22 protein-coding genes and 1 pseudogene are annotated in these 21884 nt (G+C 64.6%); 4 read left to right on the top strand and 19 right to left on the bottom strand.

What is annotated here, in order from left to right:
• The first annotated feature begins 113 nt into the window (after positions 1–113).
• Together XALGPE39_RS11590 and XALGPE39_RS11585 are read left to right on the top strand one after the other, a co-directional pair.
• The gene (locus tag XALGPE39_RS11590; RefSeq protein ID WP_235429906.1) at positions 114–803 is read left to right on the top strand and encodes a DUF998 domain-containing protein; all 690 of its coding nucleotides are present in this window, start codon (positions 114–116) and stop codon (positions 801–803) included.
• Positions 800–1144 carry a RidA family protein gene (locus tag XALGPE39_RS11585; RefSeq protein ID WP_045728317.1) on the top strand — a complete coding sequence of 115 codons (345 nt, stop codon included), beginning with the start codon at positions 800–802 and terminating at the stop codon, positions 1142–1144. The genes XALGPE39_RS11590 and XALGPE39_RS11585 overlap by 4 nt, the downstream gene beginning before the upstream one ends.
• Positions 1145–1399: 255 nt before the next feature.
• Here the strand turns inward: XALGPE39_RS11585 and XALGPE39_RS11580 are convergent, their stop codons facing one another.
• The 15 genes and pseudogenes from XALGPE39_RS11580 to XALGPE39_RS11510 form a co-directional block, all read right to left on the bottom strand.
• Positions 1400–2476 carry a cyclopropane-fatty-acyl-phospholipid synthase family protein gene (locus XALGPE39_RS11580; RefSeq protein ID WP_045728316.1) on the bottom strand — a complete coding sequence of 359 codons (1077 nt, stop codon included), beginning with the start codon at positions 2474–2476 and terminating at the stop codon, positions 1400–1402.
• A gap of 22 nt (positions 2477–2498) precedes the next feature.
• The gene (locus XALGPE39_RS11575) at positions 2499–3281 is read right to left on the bottom strand and encodes a DUF1295 domain-containing protein (RefSeq protein WP_045728315.1); all 783 of its coding nucleotides are present in this window, start codon (positions 3279–3281) and stop codon (positions 2499–2501) included.
• The gene (locus tag XALGPE39_RS11570; RefSeq protein WP_045728314.1) at positions 3278–3826 is read right to left on the bottom strand and encodes a DUF2878 domain-containing protein; all 549 of its coding nucleotides are present in this window, start codon (positions 3824–3826) and stop codon (positions 3278–3280) included. The genes XALGPE39_RS11575 and XALGPE39_RS11570 overlap by 4 nt, the downstream gene beginning before the upstream one ends.
• A complete protein-coding gene (locus XALGPE39_RS11565; protein ID WP_045729170.1) occupies positions 3823–5100 on the bottom strand; it encodes a cyclopropane-fatty-acyl-phospholipid synthase family protein in 1278 nt (425 codons plus the stop codon). Before XALGPE39_RS11565 ends, XALGPE39_RS11570 begins: the two co-directional genes overlap by 4 nt.
• Positions 5101–5135: 35 nt before the next feature.
• A pseudogene (locus tag XALGPE39_RS11560) lies at positions 5136–5909 on the bottom strand (DUF1365 domain-containing protein); the annotation flags it as partial.
• 86 nt (positions 5910–5995) lie between these two features.
• Positions 5996–7246, bottom strand: coding sequence for an FAD-dependent oxidoreductase (locus tag XALGPE39_RS11555; protein ID WP_045728313.1), 1251 nt, complete (start codon positions 7244–7246; stop codon positions 5996–5998).
• Positions 7243–8160: an acyl-CoA desaturase gene (locus tag XALGPE39_RS11550; RefSeq protein WP_045728312.1), complete on the bottom strand. Its 918-nt coding sequence runs from the start codon at positions 8158–8160 to the stop codon at positions 7243–7245. The genes XALGPE39_RS11555 and XALGPE39_RS11550 overlap by 4 nt, the downstream gene beginning before the upstream one ends.
• Before the next feature lie 378 nt (positions 8161–8538).
• Positions 8539–9330, bottom strand: a complete 792-nt coding sequence (locus XALGPE39_RS11545) for an anti-sigma factor (RefSeq protein WP_045728311.1) — start codon at positions 9328–9330, stop codon at positions 8539–8541.
• The gene (locus tag XALGPE39_RS11540) at positions 9327–9884 is read right to left on the bottom strand and encodes a sigma-70 family RNA polymerase sigma factor (protein WP_045728310.1); all 558 of its coding nucleotides are present in this window, start codon (positions 9882–9884) and stop codon (positions 9327–9329) included. Before XALGPE39_RS11540 ends, XALGPE39_RS11545 begins: the two co-directional genes overlap by 4 nt.
• Positions 9885–9942: 58 nt before the next feature.
• Positions 9943–10314 (bottom strand): hypothetical protein, encoded by a 372-nt coding sequence (locus tag XALGPE39_RS11535; RefSeq protein WP_045728309.1) that lies wholly within the window; start codon positions 10312–10314, stop codon positions 9943–9945.
• Between the two features lie 88 nt (positions 10315–10402).
• Positions 10403–11200: a hypothetical protein gene (locus tag XALGPE39_RS11530; RefSeq protein WP_045728308.1), complete on the bottom strand. Its 798-nt coding sequence runs from the start codon at positions 11198–11200 to the stop codon at positions 10403–10405.
• An 89-nt stretch (positions 11201–11289) separates the two neighbouring features.
• A complete protein-coding gene (gene rnfB / locus XALGPE39_RS11525; protein ID WP_045729168.1) occupies positions 11290–11700 on the bottom strand; it encodes an Rnf electron transport complex subunit RnfB in 411 nt (136 codons plus the stop codon).
• A gap of 230 nt (positions 11701–11930) precedes the next feature.
• A complete protein-coding gene (locus XALGPE39_RS11520) occupies positions 11931–12533 on the bottom strand; it encodes an HAD family hydrolase (protein WP_045728307.1) in 603 nt (200 codons plus the stop codon).
• 85 nt (positions 12534–12618) lie between these two features.
• A complete protein-coding gene (gene metG / locus XALGPE39_RS11515) occupies positions 12619–14691 on the bottom strand; it encodes a methionine--tRNA ligase (protein WP_045728306.1) in 2073 nt (690 codons plus the stop codon).
• A gap of 193 nt (positions 14692–14884) precedes the next feature.
• Positions 14885–15337, bottom strand: coding sequence for a DUF2147 domain-containing protein (locus XALGPE39_RS11510; RefSeq protein WP_045728305.1), 453 nt, complete (start codon positions 15335–15337; stop codon positions 14885–14887).
• Between the two features lie 207 nt (positions 15338–15544).
• On the opposite strand from XALGPE39_RS11510, the gene mmuM reads away from it, so the two are divergent.
• A complete protein-coding gene (gene mmuM, locus XALGPE39_RS11505) occupies positions 15545–16489 on the top strand; it encodes a homocysteine S-methyltransferase (RefSeq protein ID WP_045728304.1) in 945 nt (314 codons plus the stop codon).
• Between the two features lie 40 nt (positions 16490–16529).
• On the opposite strand, the gene XALGPE39_RS11500 is transcribed toward mmuM, so the two are convergent.
• From XALGPE39_RS11500 to trxA, 4 genes are all read right to left on the bottom strand, one after another.
• Entirely contained in the window at positions 16530–18416 is a 1887-nt protein-coding gene (locus tag XALGPE39_RS11500) for a DUF885 family protein (protein WP_045728303.1), read from the bottom strand.
• Positions 18417–18500: 84 nt separating this feature from the next.
• Positions 18501–19274, bottom strand: a complete 774-nt coding sequence (locus XALGPE39_RS11495; protein WP_045728302.1) for a queuosine precursor transporter — start codon at positions 19272–19274, stop codon at positions 18501–18503.
• 1 nt (position 19275) lies between these two features.
• A complete protein-coding gene (locus XALGPE39_RS11490) occupies positions 19276–19953 on the bottom strand; it encodes a DUF502 domain-containing protein (protein WP_045728301.1) in 678 nt (225 codons plus the stop codon).
• A 273-nt stretch (positions 19954–20226) separates the two neighbouring features.
• Positions 20227–21093, bottom strand: coding sequence for a thioredoxin (gene trxA, locus XALGPE39_RS11485; RefSeq protein ID WP_045728300.1), 867 nt, complete (start codon positions 21091–21093; stop codon positions 20227–20229).
• A 160-nt stretch (positions 21094–21253) separates the two neighbouring features.
• Between trxA and XALGPE39_RS11480 the strand changes: the two genes are divergently transcribed.
• The gene (locus XALGPE39_RS11480) at positions 21254–21874 is read left to right on the top strand and encodes a DUF998 domain-containing protein (RefSeq protein ID WP_045729167.1); all 621 of its coding nucleotides are present in this window, start codon (positions 21254–21256) and stop codon (positions 21872–21874) included.
• The last annotated feature ends 10 nt before the right edge of the window (positions 21875–21884 follow it).

The raw sequence follows: 21884 nt of genomic DNA, 5'->3' as shown, positions 1-21884 counted from the left end.
GTACCAGTATGCCGACGATGCGCATGATAGTGGAATGGCACGTGGGCAAGGCGTCTATGCTGCGGTATCGGTGGTGCCGGTCGCGGTCTACGGTACCTTTTTGCTTTTGTGTGATCTGGAGCCGTGATGCCTGTATCGGCCCTGTCTCGCCCCGTCTCGCCGTCGCGCTGGTCGCGCTGGCCTTTGCCTTGCTATTTCTTGGGGTGGCGTTGGGATTGCAGGCCACGCGCGTCGATCTGCACTGGCAGCAGGACACGCTGAGCTTGTACCTGCATGGCCCGGGTGGCTTGTTGTTGAGGATCGCCTATGTCCTGTTGGCCGCCGCAATCGCGATAGTGGCCGCCGGGCTGTATGCGCAGGCACCGTCGCGAACGCGTAGCGCTGCACCGGTGTTGTTGTTCGTCGTGGCGGCCCTGGGCCTGTGTGTGCTCGCGATCGGGGAAAGTTACCTGCCACAGCAAGCCCCGCTGCTTGCGCCGTTGGTGCATGCCTTATCGGCACAGGCCGCGTTCCTGTGCATGACCAGCGCGATGCTGTTGCAGAGCGCCTGGTTGCGTCGGCAGCTCGTGTGGCAGCGCAGCGCGGGAATTGCGCAGGGTTTGGCGTTCGCTGCGTTCGCTGCGATGTGGTTGCATGTGCTGTGGCGCACGCCGCTGCGCGGGCTGACTCAAAAACTGACCATCGTGTTGATCCTGGCGTGGCTGGTGTTGGTCGCCTATCGCCTGTGGCGGCCGCTGCCTGCAGCCGCGACGCAATCGCGCGACAATGGCCCGGTTTTCCCACTTCAGGACACTGCACCATGATCCAGCGTTTCGATACCGGTCCACGTATGTCGGAGATGACCGTGCACAACGGCGTGGCCTATCTCGCCGGCCAGATCGCCGACGACGCCAGTGCCGACATCGCCGGCCAGACCCGTCAGGTGCTTGAGGCGATCGATCGCTTATTGGCCCTTGCCGCCACCGATAAAAGCCGGATCCTGCGTGCGGAAATCTACATGACCGATCTTGCCGAGTTCGCCGAAATGAACAAAGTCTGGGAAGCGTGGGTCAGTCCAGCCAACACGCCGGCGCGTGCCACTGTGCAAGCCAAGTTGGCCAATCCGCAATGGAAGATCGAAATCGTCGTCACCGCTGCGGTATAGGTTATAGGTGGCCGCACTCACCTGGGCAGTTCCGGGTGTGTACTGCGTGTGTCGCCATGCTTGCGTTTGCGCCAGCCGTCGCCGGGGTGGCGACGCATTGCCGGTAACACGTCGTGGCCAAAGCTGTTCCCATGACGGAAGAGCGCATGCAATGACGACCAAGCCAGCGTGTTTTCACTGCAATGGCCGCCATGTTGCGACCGCCATCGTTCGATGGCGGTTCGGTCCGGACGCTATGCCGCGCGTTGCCGCTTCTCAGGCGCGCACGAATCGGTAATGTGCCACGCCCCACTGCTGGCCTTGTTCGTAGCCGAATAATTCCGCGCAGGCCATCCAGAACATGCGCCAGCGTTGCCACCAGATCTTGGCATCCTCGCCATAGGTGGCCTCCAGCACTGGCATCAGTTCTTCGCGGTGCCGGTCCTGGTTCTGTAGCCAGGCGTTGGCGGTTTTTTCGTAGTGTTGGCCGGACAGCAGCCAACGCTGATCGAGGGTCAAATCGTCCTGGAACTGCAACAAGGTATCGGCTGCCGGCATCAGCCCGCCGGTGAAGAAGTGCCGTCCCATCCAGTTGTCCTCGCCTTGCACCTCGAATGGGTAGGCCAGGTCGCGGTGACAGAAGATGTGGACGAACAACTGGCCGCCCGGCACCAGCCAGTGGCTGATTCGCGCAAGCAGCTCGCGATAGTTGCGCATGTGTTCGAACATTTCGATCGAGACTACGCGGTCGTAACTGGCGGCGGGCAGGGTCAGCGTATTGGCGTCGTGGGTGATGACCTTGACGTTGTCCAGCCCGCGTGCACGGCATTGCGCCTGGATGTGTTCGCGTTGCGGGCGCGAGTTGGACACCGCCGTGATGCGCGCACCAGGGTACTGCTCGGCCATCCACAGCGTCAGCGAGCCCCAGCCGCAGCCTAATTCCAGAATTTGCTGACCATCGCGTAATTGGGCGCGTTCGGCGTACAAGTGCAGCATCCGTTCCTCGGCGGCATCCAGATCGGCGGTGCTCGCATCCCAGTAGCAACTGCTGTACTTCAGACGCTTGCCCAGGCATAGCTCGAAGAAGCGCGGTGGTACCTCGTAGTGCTGGCGGTTGGCCGCGTCGGTTTCGATCGCGATGGCGCTGTCGCGTAGCGAGGCGATGAACTTGCGCTGGCGTTCCCAGGCGGCGTCGGCGCCACCGGCGCGCTCCTCGTGCAGGCGTTGCGTGCACAGCCGACGCATCGCGGCGCGCAACAGCGTGTCAGGCAGTAGGCCGGATTCGGCCAGTCGCGTTGCCAGGGGTTCGGCCGGCAAGGCGGTAGGGGACGAGGTGGCGATCGTGCTGGACATCTGTGTTTCTCCTGAAATGGACTCAGTGCCGCGGCGGCAAGGGGAAAAAGGCGCTGGTGCTGCGTTGGTAATCGGCATAGTCGTGGCCGCGCGAACGCAGTGCCTGCATTTCGGTGTAGGGAATGCCGGTGATGCGGTAGAGGAAACCGAACATCAACAGCGGCCCCAGTGCGGTTATCGCGACCCACAGTGCACCGCTGCCGACCGTCAGAAAGACGTAGGCGAACCAGTGCACGAATTCGAAGAAGTAGTTGGGGTGCCGTGAGTAGCGCCACAGACCCTGGCGGCAGGTTTTGCCACGGTGCGCTGGATTGGCGCGGAACGCGGCCAGTTGCCGGTCGGCCAGGCTTTCGCCACCGACCGCCAGTAGCCAAGTGGCCAGTGCCAACGTGGTCCATACATTCCACTGTGGCTGCGGATTGTGCGCGGCCACCGACAGCGGTACCGCGAATGCCACCACCACCAGCGCTTGGCCGAGGAAGAATGCCAGGAACAGTCGCTGGTCGTCTTGCCAGTGTTCGCGCAGCGCACGATAGCGGCCATCCTCGTGCGGATCGCCGAACACACGTACGCCCAGATACCAGGCCAGACGTGCGCCCCACAGACCGCCCATCGCCGCCGTCAGCACGCGTGGCAACGCCGCGCCGTCCGCGCGCCAGGCGCAATACACCGCTGCCAGCGTCATGCATGTCGCCCATAGCACGTCCACTACGCCAGCGTTGCGGCTGTGCCGTTGCCAGGCCCAGCCGGCGAGCATGATCAGTGTGGTGAATACGCCTACGTGCAGCAGTGGCCAGACGTTCATTGCGCCGCTCCTGCGATGTGCCCTGCCGCCGCTGCGCTCGCTGCGAAACGCCGTGTCGCCAGACTCAACAGCGTCAGTGCGATGGCCCAGCCCAGCGCCAGCGCCAACAGCGCATGCGGCAGTGGTGGTGCCAATGTCACTGCGTGCCAGCCGTGCGCCGCCAGCACATAGCCCAGTGGGCCACAAGTGGCGCCGAATAGCGCCGCGCGCCAGGGATGACGCATGACCCAGGCCAGCGAGTGATTGAACGTCAACGCGAAGCCGGCCCACAGCGCCAGAATCCACAGCGGCGGCCATGGCGCTGGTGGCGCGGCGCTATAGCGGACCCAGCCGCCGGCACGCAACACCGCGTCCACGCTGGCACCGAGCGGTAGCGCCAGTGCCATCAGCGTCGCATCGCCGTGCGCGCGGCGGCGCTGATGCAATTGGTACAGCGCGAACAACGCCAACGCGGCTGGGCCAGCCCAGTACATGCCACGGCTGGCACCGGCCACTGCGGCCAACCACAGCCCTTGCAGGGCAAGGTAGTTGACCAGATTGTTCATTCCTCGCCCGCCAATGCCGGTGCGAACTGCGCCGGACGCGCCAGCGGCTTGCTCAGCCACAGGTGCACGTCGCCGATGGAGCGTTCCAAGAAGCCACCCTCGCAGTACGCCAGATAGAACTCCCACATGCGGATGAAGCGCTCGTCGTAGCCGAGCGCACGCACTTGCGGCAACTTGGCCATGAAGCGCTCGCGCCAGGCGCGTAGGGTCAGTGCATAACTGGGGCCGATGTCTTCCAGGTTGAACAAGCGCAGGTCGCTGGCGCGCGCGACCGCGCCGGTCATCGCTGCCACCGAGGGGATGAAACTGCCCGGGAAAATGTAGCGTTTGATGAAATCCACCGACTTCAGCGCCTGCGCGTAGCGGTGGTCTTCGATGGTGATTGCTTGGATCAGCGCCTGACCGTCGTCCTTGAGCAGTGCGCCGACCTTGCCGAAGTAAGTGTCCAAGTACTGATGGCCGATCGCCTCGATCATTTCGATCGACACCAGTCGGTCGTAGTGCCCGTCGAGGTCGCGGTAATCGCGCAATAGCACTTCGATGCGGTCCGACAGCCCGGCGGCCTCCACGCGTTGCCGCGCCAGGGCGTACTGTTCGCGCGAAATGGTGGTGGTGGTGACGCGGCAGCCGTGGTGCTTGGCCGCATGCAGCGCGAATCCGCCCCAGCCGGTGCCGATCTCGATCACGTGGTGATGCGGTTGCAGGTCCAGTTTGGCGCAAATGCGCTGCAGCTTGCGCTCGGCGGCGCGTTCCAGTGCGGCTTCGCCGAGGGCGGCATCGCTGTCGCGGAACAGCGCCGAGGAGTACATCAGGTTTTTGTCGAGGAACAACTCGAACAACCGATTGCCAAGATCGTAGTGCGCGGCGATGTTGCGACGGCTGCCGGCACGGGTGTTGCGCGCGAGCGCATGTAGACCGCGCATGGCCATGCCGCCGAATCGGGCCAGGCCGGTCTCCATCGCATCCAGGCGGTCGCGGTTGCGCACCAGCAGGCGGACCAGTGCGACCAGATCGTCGCAGTCCCACAGCCCGTCCATATAGGCTTCGCCGACGCCGACACTGCCGTTCAGTGCGGCCTGGCGGTAGAAGCGTGGGTCGCGGATGCGCAGATGCGCGTGCAAGCTCTCCGGTGTGGCGCGGCCAGCATCGCCGAGGGTGGTGAGCGTGCCGGCATCCTCGATGCGCAGTTGACCGTCGCGCAGGCCGTCCAGCGTAGCCAGCAGGCGCTGTCGCAGGAACCGATCAAAACCGCGTAGCGGTGGCGTGGCGGCCATCAGCGTGTTGGCGGAAGAGGATGCGTGCGGAGCGTTCATTGGCGTTCTCGCTGAGTGGAAAGGTCGGGATGGTCATGCACTGGATTGCCGCGCAGCCATAGCCGCAGTGCCTGCCAGTGGATCTTGGCCAGCACCTGCAGGGTCATTGCCGGATAGCGCAGTAATGCCCGCGCCAGGTTGGTGCCGTCGATCTCGCGCCGCTGCAATACCAAGGTGGCATCGAAGCGCCGCGCTGTGGGCGTTGGATCGAGCACGTCCATGTGTACGCGCAGTGCTTGCCCTGGCTCACTGAAGCGCCAGGCATAGGTGTGCGCCATCGCCATGAACGGCGAAACGTGGAAGCGTTTGTCGAAGCGCCAGGCATGCACGCTGCCGTGGTGATGCGCTTGGGTCAGTGGCAGCACGTAGGTATGGCGTTGTCGCCATGGTGTGTTGGTGATCTCGGCGACGATGCTGTGCAGGCGCTGCTGCGCATCGTGGCAATAGTAGAACGTGACCGGATTGAAGCAGTGGCCGAAGTAGCGCAGGTGGGTGAGCATGCGCACCGAGCCGAGTGGTCGTTCGCCGGTGTCCTGTTGCACGCGGTCGCGGACCGCTTCGTCCAGGGGTTGTGCCGGGTCGCCGAGATAATCGCTGCGGCGGAATTCGGCTAGATTGCGGCGGCCTACCGACCACAGCCAGCGCCGTGTAAAAACCTGGTCTAGTTCGCCCAGGTCCAGATACATCAGGAACAGCGGATAGCGGAACGCCAGTGCCTTGGGTGCATACCGTCGGTGCCGCACCCAGCCGGTGTATATCGCGCTGTGCAAGCCGGTGTGGGTCGTGACCGCCACCGCCGGCGTTGTCGAGACGGCGCCAGCCGGCGGGGCGGACACGGAAGCACGCGTTAGCGTAGTCATGGCCATGAGATCCCGAGCGCGTTGGCGACCTCGACAGCGCTGCGCAGGCCATCTTCGTGGAAACCGAAACCCCAGCCGGCACCGGCGAACCAGGTGTTGTTCTGGCCTTGGATCTCGCCCTTGCGCGCCTGCGCCGCGACCGATCCAGGCGTTTGCAGCGGATGCCGGTAGCGCATGCGTCTGAGAATCTTGGCCGGATCGATCGCGTCGTTGCAGTTGAGGCTGACGATGAATGGCTGCGGCGCTTCGATCGACTGCAGTGCGTTCATCCAGTAGCTGACCGTGCACGGCGCATCCGGATCGGCGGGCACGTGCGCGTTCCAGGCGGCCCAGGCGCGTGGATTGCGTGGCAGAACGCTTGCGTCGGTGTGCAGGACGGTCTCGTTGTCCTGGTAATGGAGTGCGCCGAGGATGTCGGTTTCGGCGGTGCTGGGGTCGGCCAGCAGGCGCAATGCGTCGTCGGCATGGCAGGCCAGTACCACCGCATCGTAGTGCTCGGTGTCTGCATCGGTCTGCACGGAAATGCCCGCTGCCAACCGCTGCACTGCGCGCACCGGTGTGGCGATACGCTCGCGTACCCGCCAGCGTTTGCGCAGCGCACGCACGTAGGTGTTGGAACCGCCGCGCACCACCTGCCATTGCGGGCGGCCGCTGAATTGCAGCATGTGGTGATTGGCCATGAAGCCAATCAACTGGCGCATGGGGAAGTCGAGGATCTGCCGCGATGGCGAAGACCACAGCGCCGAGGCCATCGGCACCAGGTGTGCGTCGCGGAATACGTCGCAATAGCCGTGGCATTGCAGGAACTCGCCCAAGGTGAGTTGCGCCAGCGTGGGGTCGTGCAGAACCTGCGGTGCGTGCTGGTAGAACCTGCGCAGATCGCGCAGCATGCGCCAGAACCGCGGCGAGAGCAGGTTGCGACGCTGGCAGAACAGACCGTCGAGCGTGCCGGCGTTGTATTCCAGGCCGGTGCGCGCTTCGTGTACCGAGAAGCTCATGGTCGTCGGTTGCGACGCCACGCCCAGTTGCGCGAACAACGTGCTCAGCAGCGGATAATGCTGTGGATTGAATACGATGAAGCCGCTGTCCACCGCGTATTCCACGCCGTCCAGCGTGATGGCATGGGTATGGGTGTGTCCGCCGAGGTAGTCGGCGGCTTCGTACAACGTCACCTCGTGGCGCTGGGACAACAGCCACGCCGCGCCGAGGCCGGCGATCCCCGAGCCCACCACCGCGATGTTGCTCATTGTGCCCGTTCCTTCGCGCGCAGCAGCCCCGTCGGTACCGGCTTGAGTTCGCGGATCAGGCCGATCCACGCCATGGCCTTCAGGCCGTACCAGGTGGCATCCACTTCCCACCAGCGGAAGCCTTGGCGCGCCGCACCGGGGAAATGGTGGTGGTTGTTGTGCCAACCCTCGCCGAAGGTCAGCAGCGCCAGCCAGAGATTGTTGCGGCTGTCGTCGTTGGTGTCGAAACGGCGGCTGCCGAAGCGGTGCGCCAGCGAGTTGATGGTGAAGGTCGCATGGAACAAGGCCACAGTGGAGACGAAAAAGCCCCACACCAGCAACTGCGGGCCGTCGGTGCCGAGTTGCGGCACATGCCCATGCAGCCATTGGCCGAGCGCAAACAGTGCCAGTGCCAGCAGCACCGGCAGCACGAGGTCGAAGCGGTCGAGGAAACGGAGTTCCGGGAAGCGGCGCAAGTCGGGAATCGCTTCCCAGTCGGTGCGGAAACCGCGTGGGGTCAGGAACCAGCCACTATGGCTCCACCAGAACCCATGCTGACGCGGGGAGTGCGGATCGGCCGCGGTGTCGGTGTGGCGATGGTGATTGCGATGATGCGCTGCCCACCACAGTGGCCCGCGTTGTACGCAAGTGGCGCCGAGCGCGGCGAACAAGAACTGCACTGCGCGCGAGGTCTTGAACGCACGATGGGCGAAATAGCGGTGGTAGAAGCCGGTGAGGGCGAACATGCGCACCGCGTACAGGGCCAGCGCCACACCCACCGCGCATCCGGACACGCCGACCCAGAATACGCTCAGGCAGGCCAGGTGCAGGCCGATGTAGGGGGCCGCGCGCAGCCAGTCGATGCGGTCGGCGCGGGCCGGATCCAACTCGACCTGCGCATTGCTGTCGAACCACTGGCGTAGCGTGCGCAGCACGTGGTTACGCCGCGACGCGACAGTCGAGGTGGGTGGATGCTCGGCAAAGGATCTCGGCACAAGGGCATCTCATAAGGGACTCGGGATAAAAATACGACCGAAACGATAGAACGGATGCACCTGCGTGACTTGGTCTGCAGGGGTGTCTATGTTGACTGTCGCATGGGCCTGTGCCTTCCACGACGGTCGATCGACAGCATCTAGTAGACGAAGGCAGCGGCCGACAGTGGCGAGGATGCTGCCTGAACAGGGGGCGGTGCGTGAGTATGCTACTGCGATGGTCACATCTGCACCAAGGCGAGGCTTCCTTGCTCGGACAGTGAAATCGTAGACGTGGATTGTGCGACTCGGCACCGTCGCGGCGACGTGCGATGCCGTTTAAGGGACCAGACGCAGGCTGCTGATGCCGCCCTTGGCGACCACCGGGCCGGTGGCGACGCCGTGTGGCGCCCCGCCGGGCGGTTCCATGGTCACCGCCAGCAAGGCTCCTTCCCTGAGCAAGGGCATCAGTTTTTCCGGGATGTGTGCCACACGGGCCTGCATATCGTCGAACACGCCCATCGAGCGGGCCTTGCCGTCGGCTGGAATCAGCCACAACTCCGGCACGCGTCCGTGAGTGTGGGCGCCGGCCAGTGGGGTCATGGTGATGCGTCGCTTGTCCGCGTCCATCAGCACCACGTAACCGGGCTTGCCGTTGTCCTGCATCAGCGTGGAGGTCATCGCAATGTCGCTGGCGTTGGTCCGTGCTGTTGTCGCGACAGGCGGTGCCGTCTGGTGCTGTGGCGGCAGCGGCCCGCGCGCCAGGATCAAGGCGAACAGGCAGGCGGCGGCGGTGGCGAAGCCGCCGGCACTGAGCCAGCGCCAGGTGCGCACGTTATCCCACACACTGGCGGTGGCAGCGCGTGTGCGCGGCGCTGGCGCATCCAGGTGCAGCGAGGCGCTGATGCGCACCCACACGCGCTCTGGAACCGCAACCGGGGCGATTTCGTCGGCCAGTGGCATCAGGTGCTGTTGCCACTGCGCCACGGCAGTGGCGAAGGCGTGGTCGCTATCGATGCGCTGTTCGGCGGCGCGGCGTTCCTGCGCGTCGAGCACGCCCAGCACGTATTCGCCGGCCAGTACGTCGCGCGGGGGCAGGGTTTCTTGCGGATCGGACAGGGAGGTGTTCATTGTTCCAGGCACGCTTTCAGTTTCGCCAGGCTGCGCCTGATCCAGCTCTTGACTGTCCCGAGTGGGGTGCCGCTGCGATTGGCCAGTTCTTCGTAAGTGATGCCTTCGAAGAATGCGGTGCGGATCAGTTCGCCGCGCGGTGGCTCTAGTTCGCCCATGCACAGGTCCAGGCGCCGCCCAGCCACGCGCCATTCGGTTTCGGCCAGCGGGTCGCGGCCGTCCTCGGGGAGCTCGCCGGCCTCCTCAAGTGCCACCGACTGCCGCGCCGGCGCTCGTGCGCGCAGGTAGTCGATGGCCTTATTACGGGCGATCATGGTGAGCCAGGTCAGGCCGCGTGCCCGCTGCGGATCGAACTGGGTTGCTTTGCGCCAGACGGCGGAGAACACCTCCTGCAGTACGTCCTCCGCCTCGGCGCGTTGCGGCACGATGCGCAGGCACACGCCGAACAAACGCGACGAAGTGGTGCGGTACAGACGTTCGAATGCAGTACTGTCGCCGGCCGCGGTGGCCAGCAACAATTGTCCTGCTTCGTCGTGATCGGGCGTTTCGATCATGCGGGCCAACGGTGGCGAATGTTGCCGCGATGCTACAGGCTTTCGACGTGTGCGTCGCTCATGCGCGCTGCCGACGCCAGAGCGCGACTGCGGCGAGCAGGAGCAGGATCTCGAACGCGGCCAGGCCGGTGGTGGTTGTGCCGACCGGCCACAGCCGCAGCAGGCTGGCGCTGCGGTACAGCACGATTGGCACATAGAACGCCAAGGCCAATAGCAGGCCGTTGCGCAGTTGTCCGCTGCGGGCGAAGTAGCCGAACAGGAAGGCCATTCCCCACTGTAGGCCGCCGTAGATGACCAGGTATTCGGACTGGCCGGAGCGGTCCAGGCCCACATAGCCCACCGCCACTGCGGTTGACGCTGGAAGGACGGTGCACCAGAGGGCCAGCAGTGCGTAGAGCGCGGCGTTGAACCACAGGTAGGCTTTTGCCATAGGGAATTCTCAGCGATGGGTGGGCGATGCGGTGGCATGGTTGTCGCCTTCGCAGCGGAGGTTGCCGTGAACGCGGCGGCGGTCCGGGTCAGTGTGCGTTGCACTGTGCGACCAGAGGTTGTTGCAGCGCTTGGTCCCAGGAGGCTGCGTCGGCTTGGCCGCGGAGGCGATCAGGGAAGGTGATGCGGACCTGCGGGTAGTGGCCGCGCGCATCGCGGATGTTGCCGACACCGCTGAATTCGAGCAGGTGCCGCTCCTGGCGCGCGTAGGCGACGTTGATGTCGGGCAGCAGCCCGCCATACCAGGCTGCCAGGCCCAGGGTGTAATGCTGCACGTTGGCGTCGGCGGTGCCGGGGGTGATCTGAAATTGCAGCGTGCGCTGACTGCTCGGCAGCGCGAAGGTGATGCGCTCCGGCTTGCCGCCGGCCAAGGCATCCCAGTGCTGGCGCACATAGGCGTCGAACCCGGCGTCGATCACCAGCGGGGCGTCGGCGCTGGAAGATAGCGCCGCGTGGTGCTCGGCCTGTCCCTTGATCTGGCTGAACATCTCGCGGCCGTTGCCGGTGCTGCGGACCCCTTCGCGATAGCCGCTGCGTGCGTCCACCAGTTCGAAATCTGGGGCAATGCCGCCATCGGCCACGCGCTTGCGTGCGAATGCAGCGCCGTTGGGGCACTGGTACAGCACCAGTCGCGCACCGTTTTCACGCACCCAGTGGCTCTCGCGGTACAGCAGTTGTTTGCCGTCTGCGGCGTAGGCCTGGCCTTCGTAGTGCAGCATCGCCCGTGCCGGTGCGGCGGCGACCAGGGCGCACACGGCCAGGCTCAGGGCCAGGTAGAACGCATGATGTGGATGGACAGACCTGAAGGAAACGCTTGACGCTTGCATGGACGGCGCTCCGTTGGGATGACACTAGGACATACGCGGCGGCCACCGATCCGGATGCGCAGGCCGGCCGTGCGGCTCACGGGGGGTGTTCAGCGCAGTACGATGCAGTCCACCGGACAGGCCGGCAGGCACAGTGCGCAGCCCGTGCACAGCGGTGCCAGCACCGTATGCATGTGTTTGGCGCCGCCGACGATGGCGTCCACCGGGCAGGCTTGGATGCATTTGGTGCAGCCGATGCAGTCGGCCTCGATCACCAGCGCCACTTGCGGCGGTGTGTGGGTGCCGCGGCGACGGTCATAGGGCAGCGCGGGAGTGCCGAGTACCCGTGCCAGCGCCCGCGCACCGGCGTCGCCGCCGGGCGGGCAACGGTCCACCTGCGCCGCGCCACGCGCCATCGCCTCGGCGTAGGGGCGGCAGCCATCGAAGCCGCACTGGCCGCATTGGGTCTGTGGCAGCAAGCGGTCCAGGCGTTCGAGCAGGGCGTCTTGGGCGGGAGGCATGGCGGAAGAGGGTGCCCGATGCAGGGCGTCGGGTGGAGCGCACAAGGACGACGCCCCAGCATGGTCTTACCGGGATGGGCAAGGCTAGTGTAACCCGCTCGCCGTCGCTGTCAGGCGCGATCTGCGCGGGTCTTGATCGCGGCCTCGATGGCTGTCCGCGATGGGATGAGGTGGCGTGCGTGGCAATCGAATGGGGCGAACGGCTAACGCTGTGTCCAAGGGCTATGGCATCAAGCGATGCGGCGGCCGCGATACCAGCGCTCGTGCGCCAATGCCAGCATCGGTCGGTCTTCGCGGCTATCGCCGTAGGCATAGATGCGTGGATAGGCGGACAGGGTGTAGCGCGCGCGGACCAGTGCGGCCTTGTGCGGGCCACAGTCGCCGTCGGCGTAGCGCCCGGTCAGGCGACCATCGCACGCTTCCAGGCGGTTGCAGATCAGTGCCAGTCTATGTTGCGCGCACCATGGCCGCAGATATAGGTCCAGCGATGCGGAGACCAGCACGACGTGGTGGCCTTGTCTGTGATGCCAGTCGATGCGTTGCATCATCTGCGCTCGCAACAGCGGCGGCAGCGCCTGCTGCGCGTAGTCCGCCGCCTGTGTCGCGATCTCCTCGGCGGCGCGCCCGGCGAACACCAGACGGGTGGCCCGTTCGCGCATCGCCACGGGCGAGACCAGGCCGAGCCGGTAGCCGATCAACCATGGTCCGATCGTCCAACGCGCGCTGGCCTGCTGCGCGGGTGTGGCGACGCGGCGCAGGAAGCCCGAGTAGCTGTCGCCGTTGGTGACCGTGTGGTCGAAGTCGAACAGGGCCAGTGCGCTGGGTGTGGTCATCTGCGATGCGGGAGCGACACGGGCAGGGGCGGATGGACGAGCGCGGCGACGCCGATGTGCGCCGCCGCCGGCATCGGTGTGATGCTCAGCGCACCGGCATGCCCGGCTGTGCACCGCTGTCGGCGTCGAGCAAGGCCAGCGCGCCGCCATCGAAGCCGGCCGAGAGGATCATGCCTTCGCTGATGCCGAAGCGCATCTTGCGCGGTGCCAGGTTGGCGATGAAGACCACGTTGCGGCCAACCAGTTTGTCTGGTTCGGCGTAGCTGGCGCGGATACCGGAGAAAATCTGCCGCTTGCCCAGTGCGCCGGCATCCAGTTCGAAGCGCAGCAGCTTGTCCGAGCCCTCGACGCATTCGCAGGCCAGCACTTTGCCGATCCGCAGGTCGAGCTTGGCGAAATCGTCCATGCCGATAATTGCGGGGCCGGTCGCTTGGCTGACGGCTGCGGTGTTCGGCACGACAGGCGCGGTTGGCTTGGCGACGGGTGTCGTTGCGTTAGCGGTAGGGGCGAAGGTGTCCTTGGAGGCGTCGGTCATGGTGTCGATCAGGCGGGGGTCGATTCGGGTGAACAGGGGGGTGTAAGGCTGGATCGCGTGTGCCAGCAGCGGCGCCTGCAGTGCGTCCCAGGTGCCCAACGGCGCGACCAGGAACGCCTCGGCCTCGGCGCACGTGCGTGGCAACACCGGCTTGAGTGCGGCGGCCAGTACCCGGAACAGGTTCAAGCCCTGGGTACACACCGCTTGCAGCGAGGCGTCGGCGCCGTCCTGCTTGGCCAGCACCCACGGCTTGTGTTCGTCGATGTATTTGTTGGCTTCGTCGGCCAGCGCCATCGTCTGGCGGATGGCACTGGCCGGGTCGTTGCGCGCATACGCCTCGCGGATTGGCGTCAATGCGGCGAGGAAGCGAGCGTATTGCGCTGGATCGGGCAGCGTGTCGGCGAGCGTGCCGCCGAAGCGCTTGTCGATGAAGCCAGCGCAGCGGCTGGCCAGGTTGACGAACTTGCCGACCAGATCGGCATTGACCCGCGCCACGAAGTCGCTGAGGTTCAGGTCGAGGTCGTCGACGCCACCGGAGGATTTGGCGGCGAAGTAGTAGCGTAGCGCTTCCGGTTCCAGGCCCGCATCGAGGTAGGTGCGGGCCATGACGAAGGTGCCGCGCGACTTGGACATTTTGGCGCCATCGACGGTCAGGTAGCCGTTGACGTGCAGCCGGGTTGGTGCGCGGTGGCCGGTGCCGTGTAGCACCGCCGGCCAGAACAAGCCATGGAAGTTGACGATGTCCTTGCCGATGAAATGGTGCAGTTCGGTGCTGCTGCCAGCGGCGAGGTGCGCTTCGAACGACTCGCCCAGGCGTGCGCACAGGGTCTGGAAGCTGCTCAGGTAGCCGATCGGCGCATCCAGCCACACATAGAAATATTTGCCTGGCTGCCCAGGGATCTGGAAGCCGAAGTACGGCGCATCGCGCGAGATGTCCCAAGCACGCAGGCCGCCTTCGCTGTCCAGCCATTCCATCAGCTTGGCCTTGACGCCGGGCAGGGCGACATCGCCGGCCAGCCAGTCGCGCAGGAAGCTGTCAAAGCGGCCGACTTCGAAGAAAAAGTGCTCCGAGTCGCGCAGCTCCGGCGTGGTCCCGGAGATCACCGACTTCGGTTCCTTGAGTTCGGTCGGCGCATAGGTGGCGCCGCAGACCTCGCAGTTGTCGCCGTATTGGTCGGCACTGCCGCAGTTTGGGCAGATGCCCTTGATGTAGCGGTCGGGCAGGAACATGCCCTTGGCCGGGTCGTAAAACTGGGCGATGGAGCGTCGTGCGATATGGCCGCCAGCGTCGAGGCGGGCGTAGAACGCTTCGGTCAGGGCGCGGTTGGCTGCGGAGTTGGTCGAGTCGTAGTGGTCAAAGGCGACGCCGAACGCGGCGAAATCGCGTTCGTGGCTGGCCTGGATGCTGGCGATGAAATCTTCCGGAGTCACCCCGGCTTTTTCCGCCGCCAGCATGATCGGCGTGCCGTGGGTGTCATCGGCACAGACGAACCAGGCGCGGTCGCCGTGCAATCGCCGCGCACGCACCCAGATGTCGGCCTGGATGTAGCCGACCAGATGCCCCAGATGCAACGGTCCGTTGGCATAGGGCAGAGCGGTGGTGACGAGAGCGGTGCGGGTCATGGCGGCCGGCGATTTGGGGGAGGGCGATTATTGCATGCACGCTGGGATGTCGGGTTTGCAGAGCCACGATGCACAAGCGTCACAGTCCGACGCTCCGAACAGCCAAAAAAGGCGCCTGTGCGGGCGCCTTCGAGGGGATGCGTGGGTGTGCTGGCGTGTCCGTGCGCGCTTGCGGCTCAGCCGTGTCGCGGCGTCATTGCCTGATCCAGGTCTGCGTGCGACCCAATACCTCGATGCCGATGTAGCCGCGCATCTGCAACTGCTTGCCGTCCTTGCTCAGGGTGATCTTGGCTTTGTAGATTTTGCCCTTGACCGGGTCCAGGATGGAGCCGCCGTCCCACACTGCCGTGCCGTCGGGCTTGAGTCCCCACAGGATGGTCATGCCCTTGATCGGCTGGTCCTTGCGTTCGCCCTCGCACGCGTTGCACATGGGGTTCGGGCCACGGTCCGATTGCAGGATTTCGCTCACCTTGCCGCTCAGCGTGCCATCGGCCGTTTGTGTGATTTGTACGATTGACTTGGGTTTGCCGGTTGTGTCGTCGATGGTCTGCCAGCGACCGACGGGCGAGGTGTCGGCGGCGTGTGCGACGGATAGCGCGATGCTCAGTACCAAAGTCAATATCAGGGTCTTGAAGATGGTCGACATGGGCCCCTCCCAGGGATCTGCGCAGTGGCTGACACCATGCCGGCCACGCTGAGAATGTATCTCTGCGTCCCGGGTATTGGAAATCCGCACTGCGGCATGTTCGGGGTGGCGTATGCGTTGGATGCGCGCCGCGCCTATGGCAGCGGCGCGACTGGCCCGGTGCAATCTGCGACACTGCACTGACAGCTATCGCGCGAGGACATGCCCATGCCGCACAATCCATTGGCCACGCTGTTGGCGCAGGACCAGTGCATCGTACTCGATGGCGCGTTGGCCACTGAACTGGAGTGCTGTGGTTGCGATCTCGACGATCCGTTGTGGTCGGCGAAGGTGCTGCTGGAGCAGCCGGAACGTATTCGCCAAGTACACCTGGACTATTTCCTTGCCGGCGCGCAGTGCGCGATCACTGCGAGCTATCAGGCCACCACACTGGGGTTTGCTGCGCGTGGCATCGATCCGCTGCAGGCGCAGCGATTGATCGCGCGCAGCGTGGAACTCGCGCAGCAAGCGCGGCAGGATTACCGCGCCGCGCATCCGCAGGCCGGCCCGTTACTGGTTGCCGGTTCGGTCGGGCCGTATGGCGCGTATCTGGGCGATGGCTCGGAATATCGCGGGGATTATGTTGTCGACTCTGCGCACCTGCGCGATTTCCACCATCCGCGCATCGCCGCGCTGGTGGCTGCGGGAGTAGACCTGCTGGCGTTCGAAACGCAGCCATCGCAGGCCGAGATCGCCGTCTTGCTGGCGTTGCTGGAGCAATTTCCGCAGAGTGTTGCTTGGTTCGCCTGCACGTTGCGCGATGCCACCCATTTGAGCGATGGCACCGCGTTGCGCCAGACCGTGGCTTTGCTCGACGGGCATCCGCAGGTCGTTGCGCTGGGCGTCAATTGCATCGCACCGGCGCTCGCCACTGCGGCGCTGGAGCATCTGTCCACGCTGACGCGGTTGCCGTTGGTGGTGTATCCGAATTCGGGCGAACGCTACGACGCCAGTGACAAACGCTGGAGTGCCGATGCGACTGCCGCATGCACTCTACTGGAGCAGGTGGATCGCTGGCGCCAGGCCGGTGCGCGTTTGATCGGCGGCTGTTGCCGCACCACGCCGCAGCAGATCGCGCAGTTGGCGCGGCGCCTGGCGATGCCGCACGGTTGAGTCGTTCTACGGCTTAAGCGGTTCTTGTTCCGAGTGGCGTTCAGTTTTTCTTGCTCGCCACCCAGCGCTCCATCTTTTCCTGTAGTACGTTCAGTGGCATCGAGCCATCTTTCAGGAGTTCGGCGTGGAATTGGCGAATATCGAACTTGCTTCCCAACTGCGCGCGTGCGTTGTCGCGTAGTTGCATGATCTTTATCTCGCCGATCTTGTAGGACAGCGCATGCCCGGGAAGCGCCATGTAGCGCTCGGTCTCGGCTTCTGCGTCGGTGCGGCTGATGGCCGAGTTATCCAATATGTAGGCGATCGCCTGCTCGCGGGTCCAGCCCTGGCTGTGCAGACCGGTATCCACCACCAGTCGGATCGCGCGCCATAACTCATCATGCAGATAACCGAAATAGTCGTAAGGGTCCTGATACAGATCCAGGTCTTTGCCCAAGGATTCTGCGTACATGCCCCAGCCTTCGATGAAGGAGGCCTCGCCGCCGAAACGGCGGAACCTGGGCAGATTCGTCAGTTCCTGCTGCAGGCCCAGTTGCAAGTGGTTGCCGGGGATGGCCTCGTGCAGATACCGGTTCTCTGCATCCCAGCTCTTGCGATTGGTTAGGTCGGACGTGTTGACGTAGAAAATACCGGGTTGGTGGCCGTCCTCGCTGGGCGGCATATACGAATTGCCAGCGGTGGATTGCGCTCGATTCGGTTCCATCGGGCGGATTTCCAGTCTGGCCTTCGGCATGAGCGTGAACATCGGTGGAATCGCCGCATTCACCTTGTTTTGCAGGTTGCGGTAATAGTCCAGCAGTTCGTTTTCGCTCTTGAAAGTGAAACGTTTGTCGTTCTGCATGGATTTGAAGAACTTCTGCATCGAACCACGGAAACGGACCTGCTTCATCACCATCTGGATCTGGCCCTGGAGGCGTGCCACCTCGTCCAGGCCGATCTGATGGATCTGCGCCGGGGTCAGATCGGTGGTGGTGCTCTGGCGCACATCGTGGGCATACCATGCTTCGCCATTGGGCAGCGCGCCGATGCCGGCACTGCTGCGCGTGGCTGGCAGGTATTGCGTGGCGATGAAGCCGCGCAGGGCGCGATAAGCGGGCATGATCCGATACTCGATCATGCGCTTGTACTCGGCGGCGATGCGCTGTTTATCGGCTTCCGGGATGTCCGCTGGCAGATTGCGCACCGGCCCCCAGAACAGGCTCTCCTCGGCGCTGGGCTTGATGACCGCATCCAATTGCGGCAGGACTTTCTCCATCAGCGCGCGTGGCTGCACGACGCCCGCCTGCATGCCTTCGCGCATGTTGGCGATGGCCTGGTTGAACAGTGTCGGGATGCCGAGTGCGCGTCGCGACCAGTTGTCGTAATCCTTGACCGTATGGAAGGGTTGCGCGCCGCTACCGGAACCGAGCATCGCCATGATGCTGCCGACGTTGTAGAACTGGTTCACCGGCTGCATCCAGCTCGGATATTTCTCTGCCTCCAGCGCGTTGCGCGCGTCGCTGACGAAGATCTCGTAGCTGAGCAGGTCCTGCCCGCTGAGTCCGTCTTTGCCGATTGCCTCGGCTTTGCTCAACCACTCCACGGTGAAGTCGTGCGATTGCTGGCGGAAGGCCGCCGAGAGGAAGTTAGGTAATTGGTCGTTGTAGCGACTGTCGCCCTGGAATGTCGCCTGTAGAGGGTTTTGTTTGAGCGAGGCTTCCCAGTAGTCGTCGTACAGGCGATTCAGTCGCTGGGCATTGGTGAGTGCTACCGGAGCCGGGGCATGCGTCACTGCGCGCGCCTTGTGCGTCTTGTTGGTTTTGGACTTGGTTTGCGTGGTGTGCTGTTTAGCGGTTTTTTTCTTGGCCGCCTCCGCCGTTGCCGTCAGCGATAGGCTCAAGGCGGCGGCGATGGTGAGGGACAATAGGCAGGGAAAGCGGGATGGCATTGCGGACTCCAACGACAAGCGAGGGTGGATATCCCATCCGGATCGCAGCGGTGACGTGTCGCGGCGATAGGAGAGGGGACGGCCTCAATCGGCTGCGGCTTCCTCGCGTAACTGTTCGGCCCGCTGGGGGGTCAGGTAATCGGTGATCAGGCGGCGCATCAGATACAGCAGTGGCAGCAGCACGATCGCCAGCACCAACTTGCAGATGTAGTTCAACGTGCTCACTGCAAGGAACAACGGAATCGACCAGTGCTGCGGACCCAGCACGAACGCGATGTAGATGACCACGTAGCTGTCGATCAATTGCGACACGGCGGTGGAGCCGGTGGCGCGCAACCAAACGTGTTTTTCGCCGGTGCTGTTGCGGATGTGATGGAACACGGCCACGTCGATCAACTGGCCGGCCATGAACGCGACCAACGAGCCGCCGATGGTCCACAACCCTTGTCCGAAGACGGCGGCGAATGCGGCTTGGTAATCCGGTACGCCTTGGTTTTGCGCCGCGCTGACCCAGAACCCGGCCGGTGATAATGCGATCGCGGCGAACGCGAACAGGAAGCCGTAGCCGATCAACCCCACCGCCAGCCAGGAAATAAAGCGCACGCCGCGGCGACCGAAGAACTCGTTGATGGTGTCGGTGAGGATGAACACCAGTGGCCACAACAGGGTGCCGGCGGTGAAGTTCATCGAACCTTTCTGGCCGAACAGGTTCCAGTTCAGCGGTGCGATGCCGAGCGTATCCTCCAGGGCGAAGATCTTGACTCCGATGAATTCGGCCAGCGCTGCATTGACACAGAAGAACGCGGCCAGTGCGATGAAGAGTCGAACGGCGCGATCGTCTAGCGTGCCAGTGCGCATGTCAACGGTCCATGGTGCGGGTGAATGGGACGCTGTCCGGTGCGACCGCGCCGCCGGAAATGATGAAGCTCATCGCCTGGTCCACGCTCCAGTCGGTCGGGGTGAGCCGTTCCACCGGGACGATTTCCAGATAGCCGGAGGTCGGGTTCGGCGTGGTCGGTACGTAGACCGCGGCCAATTCGCGGCCGGTTTCTTGCTCGCGGATCACCCGCGTCACCAGGCCCACCGCTTTCATATCGCGATGCGGGAAGTCGATCAGCACCACGCGTTGGGTGCTGCCGGGCTGTGTCTGCAGGATGTCCAGCAGCTTGCGTGCGCTGTCGTAGACCACACTGGCTAGCGGAATGCGCCGCATCACCGCCTCGAACCAGCCCAGCAGGCGTTGCCCGATCATGCGCCGGCTGAGAATACCGACCAGCAGGATCGCCGCCAGCGTGGCGATCAGCGCGATGGTGTCCTGCACCCACAGTGCCGTTGCCCAGCCCAGTGCCTGCGGGAACGAGGCGGCAATGCGTGCCGAGAGCGGCACGACCCACGGGCTACTGATGCCCGACAGCAGTACAAACACGAATTTGACCACCACCCAGGTCAGCCAAATTGGCATCAGGGTGAGCAGGCCGGTGAGGAAGAGCCGTTGTAGGGACGGGCGCGGAGACGATGTTTGGGGGTCGGGTGACATTCCCCTAGTGTAGTGGAGCGTCGTGCCTGCGGGGATAGTCGCAGGTGGCACTGGTGTCCGTGGAGATATGATTCGGTCAGCGTTGCTTGCTCGACTCGACGGTTTGCGGTTGATCTACAACAGCTTTCGCGTGCGCGCCGCCAACATGCCACGCGCAACTATTCGCTTATCGCTTAGCAATGGACGCGCGGCCGGGCCGGGCATGCCGTGCGTCGGTGCAGCGGCGTCGCCGCCTGCGGGCATTCCCGCCGACGGCGCGTCATGCGGTGGGCTTCAGAACAGCAAGGCCGACATCTTGCGCCGGTAGCGCCCGACCAGATCCGCGTCCTCGATGACCCGGAACGCATCGATGAGCGATTTTTTTGCCAGTCCATCGGCGAAGTCGCGGTCCTGCCGCAGCATCTCCAGGAAGTGCTCCAGTGCCGCCTCGTCGTCGCCGTCGACCAGATGCCGCACTCCTAACAGATGGCGTGCCGCCAGGTCGTTCGGGTTCTGCGCGAGTGCCGCCTGCAATGCCTCTGCAGGCGGCGCTGACTGCAGCGCGCTGACGAAGCCCAGCCGTGCTAGCGCTCGCACCGCGCGTTCGTCGGTCGCCAGGTTGGCCGGTAGGGCGTCGATCAGCGCCTCGGCCTCGCTGACAGCGCCGGTCTTGATCAGCGCCAGGGCCAGATCCAGCTTCAGTTCTTCCTTGTCCGGCTCGGCCGCTACCGCCTCGCGCAGGCGCTGCACCTCGGCATGCGGGTCCAGCGCCGTAGCCGGGGCGTCGTCCTGCTGGGGGCTGTCCTGTGCCGCCAGCGGTTCGATGCCGTGCTGCTTGAGGAATGCGCGCAACTGACCCTCCGGCAGTGCGCCGGGGAAACCATCGACCAGTTGCCCGTCCTTGACCAGGAACACCGTCGGCACCGAACGGATCTGGAACGCCGCGGCGATCTGCTGTTCCTTGTCCACGTCGACCTTGGCCAACACGAAGCCACCGTTGTACTCGGCGGCCAGCTTCTCCAGGAGCGGGGTCAGGGTTTTGCACGGGCCGCACCAGGGGGCCCAGAAGTCCACCAAAACCGGGGTTTGCAAGGAATGCTGCAGCACCTCGGTTTCGAAGGTCTCGGTCGTGGCGTCGAAAACGTAGGGCGTGTCGGACATAGAGGCATCAGTGTCAGGCAGGAGGATGGCTTCTTCATGGTGGCAGCTCCGCGCCGATGCAAGAGCGGTCGCGGCATGTCATGTGATGTCGGGGTGGCCGACAACCGCCACACTATGCGGATTCTGGCAGTAGCGGCGTAGGGCGCGGGAGCGAGCAATGATGAAGATGGGCGAATGCGTGCTGCGCTGGGTCGGTCCCTTGCTGGCACTCGGCGCGGTTGCGGCGATGGTGGGGTTCGGCATGGCCTTGCCCGGCTATTTACCGTGGTCGCATCCGCTGGCCCTGCTGGGTGCGCGCGGGATTCCACATGCCTGGGCCTTCAATCTGCTGGCCTTCGTGCTGCCTGGGGCGTTGGCGATTGTGCTGGCGCTGCGTCTGCTGCTGCAGGCTGGTCGTGGCGCGATCTGGTCGTTGCGTGTGGGCGGGCAGGTGTTATTGCTGGCCGGGCTTGCGTTTGCCTGCATCGGCCTGTTGCCGTTGGATCCGCTCGATCTGGAGTCGCACGCCACGCAAATGCACGCCAGTGCTTGGTTGCTGTGGGTGGTGGCGCTGGTGGCGTCGGCGGCTCTGTTGGGCGTCGGTGCCTATCGCGATCCCGCCGCGCGCGTCTGGGCGACCTTCGCGCTGGCGGTTGCGCTGTTGGCCGCGCTGGGTGCCTTTGCCTTGGATCGACTGTTGTCGCCGCCGTTGGCGCAACGGCTGGTGTTCATACTGTGGTGGGGATGGCTGGCGCTATTGGCCTGCTGGCCTGGCCCGCAGGCGCCACCGCAGCGCCGTTGAGCCGTGGAAA

The organism is Xanthomonas sp. GPE 39 (genome assembly GCF_000963005.1).
In the GTDB taxonomy this organism is placed as follows: Bacteria; Pseudomonadota; Gammaproteobacteria; order Xanthomonadales; family Xanthomonadaceae; genus Xanthomonas_A.
This window is presented reverse-complemented; position numbering and strand designations above follow the sequence as displayed.